Origin of the sequence: Streptomyces sp. ActVer, assembly GCF_027270795.1 — a bacterium.
Taxonomy (GTDB): Bacteria; Actinomycetota; Actinomycetes; order Streptomycetales; family Streptomycetaceae; genus Streptomyces; species Streptomyces umbrinus_A.
The window spans coordinates 1-3376 of sequence record NZ_JAPWHT010000708.1 but is presented as its reverse complement, the minus strand read 5'-3'; the positions used below and the strand labels follow the sequence as shown (position 1 = coordinate 3376).

The 3376-nt window shown below is 73.2% G+C and carries 2 protein-coding genes and 1 pseudogene; all 3 read left to right on the top strand.

The features are described 5' to 3' along the window. A pseudogene (locus tag O3Q52_RS50880) lies at positions 1–159 on the top strand (xanthine dehydrogenase family protein subunit M); the annotation flags it as partial. Further along, positions 156–2285, top strand: a complete 2130-nt coding sequence (locus O3Q52_RS50875; protein ID WP_269655210.1) for a xanthine dehydrogenase family protein molybdopterin-binding subunit — start codon at positions 156–158, stop codon at positions 2283–2285. The pseudogene O3Q52_RS50880 and the gene O3Q52_RS50875, both read left to right, overlap by 4 nt. Then, positions 2278–3376: XdhC/CoxI family protein (locus O3Q52_RS50870; protein WP_269655209.1), on the top strand; the 1099-nt coding region annotated here is incomplete at its 3' end. The genes O3Q52_RS50875 and O3Q52_RS50870, both read left to right, overlap by 8 nt.

Sequence of the window (3376 nt, the reverse complement as noted above, 5' to 3'; positions counted from 1 at the left end):
CTGGCCGGTGGACCGGCCAACGCCGAGGCCTTCGCCGCCGCCGCGGACGCCGAACTCGCGGCCGCCCGGCCGCTGCCGCACAACGGATACAAGGTGACCCTGATGCGCAACCTCGTGGTGGCCGAGCTGACCCGACTCGCCGAGGAGGCCACCCGATGACCACCGTCACGACCGGCACCAGGTCGGTCAAGGGAGCCGTCGGCACCGCGCACACCCGTGTGGAGGGCCGCGACAAGGTCACCGGAGCGGCCCGCTACGCCGGAGAGATCCCCTTCGCCGAACTCGCCCACGGCTGGCTGGTGTTGTCGACCGTCGCCCGGGGCCGCGTCCACTCGGTGGACACCGCGCCCGTTCTCGGGATGCCCGGCGTGCTCGCCGTCCTGCACCACGAGAACGCCCCGCGGGTCGAGACCGACTACCCGGGCCTGCTAGGGTCCGTGCCGGATCCGACCGTCGCCGTCTTCCAGCACGACCGGGTGCCGCACATGGGCTGGCCGGTCGCCCTGGTCGTCGCCGAGACCTCCGAGCAGGCCCGGGAGGCCGCCGAAGCCCTCGTGGTGCACTACGAGCAAGAACCGCACGACGTCGACTTCTACGCGGGACACCCGGACGCGTACGCGGCGGAGGGCCACATGCCGGGCGTGACGGCGAAGGGCGACCTGGAGGCCGAACTCGCCGCGTCCGCCGTCGTGGTGGACGAGAAGTACACGACCCCGGAGGAACACCACAACTCGATGGAGCCCCACGCGGCGACGGCCCGCTGGGACGGCGGCCGGCTCGAAGTCGTCGACTCCAATCAGGGCACGACCTGGGTCGCGGGCGAACTGGCCAACCTGTTCTCGCTCGACCCGGCCTCCGTGTGGGTACGGTCCGAACACGTCGGCGGCGGCTTCGGCAGCAAGGGCGTCCGCCCGCACCAGGTGGCCGCCGTGATGGCCGCGACCGTCCTGCAGCGACCGGTCCGGGTCGTCATGACCCGCCGTCAGATGTTCTCGCTGGCCGGCTACCGCAGCCCCACCACACAGCAGGTCAGGCTCGGCGCCGACGCCGACGGGCGGCTGCGCGCGCTGGACCACAGCTCGCTGAGCCTCACCTCGACCGTGCACGAGTTCGTCGAGCCCAGCGCCGGCGTGGCACGGGTGATGTACGACGCCGACGCACACCACACGGCCAACCGGGTCGTACGGCTCGACGTGCCGACCCCGACCTGGATGCGCGGGCCGGGCGAGGCGCCGGGGTCGTCCGCCACCGAGTCGGCGCTCGACGAACTCGCCGAGAAGTGCGGCCTCGACCCGATCGAACTGCGCGTACGCAACGAACCCGAGATGGGCCCCGTGTCCGGGCTGCCGTTCAGCGGCCGCAACCTCGTCGCCTGCTTCCGCAAGGGCGCGGGCAGGTTCGGCTGGGCGGACCGGGACCCGCGTCCCGGGCTGCGCCGCGACGGACGCTGGCTGCTCGGCACCGGCACGGCGGCCGCGTCCTTCCCGGCCGGTGCCGCCCCGTCCACGGCGGCCATCACGGCGGAGGCGGACGGAACCTTCACCGTGCGGATCAACGCGGCGGACATCGGCACCGGGGCGCGGACCGCGCTCACCCTGATCGCGGCCGACGCGCTGGAGGTGGCACCGGACCACATCCGCGTGCGCCTCGGCGACAGCGACCTCGGACCGGCGATGATCGCGGGCGGCTCGATGGGCACCCGTTCCTGGGCCTGGGCGGTCACGGCCGCGGCCGGCGATCTGGGGGAGAGGCTCGCCCTGAGCGACGGTATTCCGGCGGAGGGGATCACGGCGCGGTCGAACACGACCGAGGCCATCGGCGCCCTCGCTCCGAAGGAACGCCACTCCTTCGGAGCCCAGTTCGCCGAGGTGGCCGTGGACGTCACGACCGGCGAGGTACGGGTGCGCCGCATGCTCGGCGTCTTCGCGGCGGGCCGGATCGTCAACCCCCTCACCGCCCGCAACCAGTTCGTCGGCGGAATGACGTGGGGCATCTCGATGGCCCTGCACGAGGAGGCGGTACGCGACCACCGCACCGGGGGCCACTACGGCGCCGACCTCGCCGGTTACCACGTCGCCGCGCACGCCGACGTACCGCACATCGAGGCGGACTGGGTGGACGACCCCGACCCGGACGACCCCGTCGGGATCAAGGGCATCGGCGAGGTCGGCATCGTGGGCGCGGCCGCCGCCGTCGCCAACGCGGTCTGGCACGCGACCGGCGTACGCCACCGGAACCTGCCCATCCGTCCCGACCGCGTCCTCATGGCGGGCGAGGATGCTTGACATCAGTGAGGAGTTGCACGGCTGGGCCGAGGAGGGCCGGGACTTCGCCGTCGCCACCGTCGTGGCCGTCGGAGGCAGCGCCCCGCGCGGCCCCGGCGCCGCCCTCGCCGTCGACAGCGAGGGCACGGTCATCGGCTCGGTGTCCGGCGGCTGCGTGGAAGGAGCGGTGTACGACCTCTGCCAACAGGCGTTGGCAGACGGTGAGACCGTCCTGCAGCGGTTCGGCTACAGTGACGAGGACGCCTTCGCGGTCGGCCTGACCTGTGGCGGGATCATCGACATCCTGGTCACACCGGTGCGCGCGACAGCGCCCGCCCGGACGGTGTTCCGGTCGGCGCTGGCGGCCTCGGCCCAGGGCGAGCCGACCGCCTTCGCGCGGGTCGCCCGGGGCCCTGCCGAACTCCTGGGCCAAGCCCTGCTCGTACGGCCCGACGGGTCCTACGAGGGCGGGCTCGGTGGTCACCCCGAGCTGGACCGGACGGCGGCGGCGCAGGCCCGGGCCATGCTGGACAACGGGAGCACCGGAACGGTCGAGCTCTCGGCGAGCGAAGCGATATGGGGGTCCCCCCGGACGGAGTCCGGGGGAGGTTCGCACTGCCCGGGGGGCATCACGCTGCTCGTCGAGACGAGCGTCGCGCCGCCCCGCATGATCGTCTTCGGTGCGATCGACTTCGCGTCCGCGCTGGTCCGGGTCGGGAAGTTCCTCGGCTACCAGGTGACCGTCTGCGACGCCCGACCCGTCTTCGCCACCCGGGCCCGCTTCCCCGACGCCGACGACATCGTCGTCGACTGGCCGCACCGCTACCTCCGGCGCACCACGACCGATTCCCGCACGGTCCTGTGCGTACTCACCCACGACGCCAAGTTCGACGTGCCCCTGCTGAAGGAGGCCCTGCGGATGCCGGTCGCGTTCGTCGGCGCGATGGGCTCGCGCCGCACGCACAACGACCGCGAACACCGGCTGCGTGAAGTGGGCCTGACGGAACGGGAGTTGGCCCGTCTCAGCTCGCCGATCGGGCTCGACCTCGGCGCCCGTACGCCCGAGGAGACGGCCCTGTCCATCGCGGCGGAGATCGTCGCGGCCCGGCGGG

Bases quoted from the DNA above. Each gene is read 5' to 3' on its own strand.
- O3Q52_RS50875 (WP_269655210.1), top strand. From the start codon at position 156: ATGACCACCGTCACGACCGGCACCAGGTCGGTCAAGGGAGCCGTCGGC.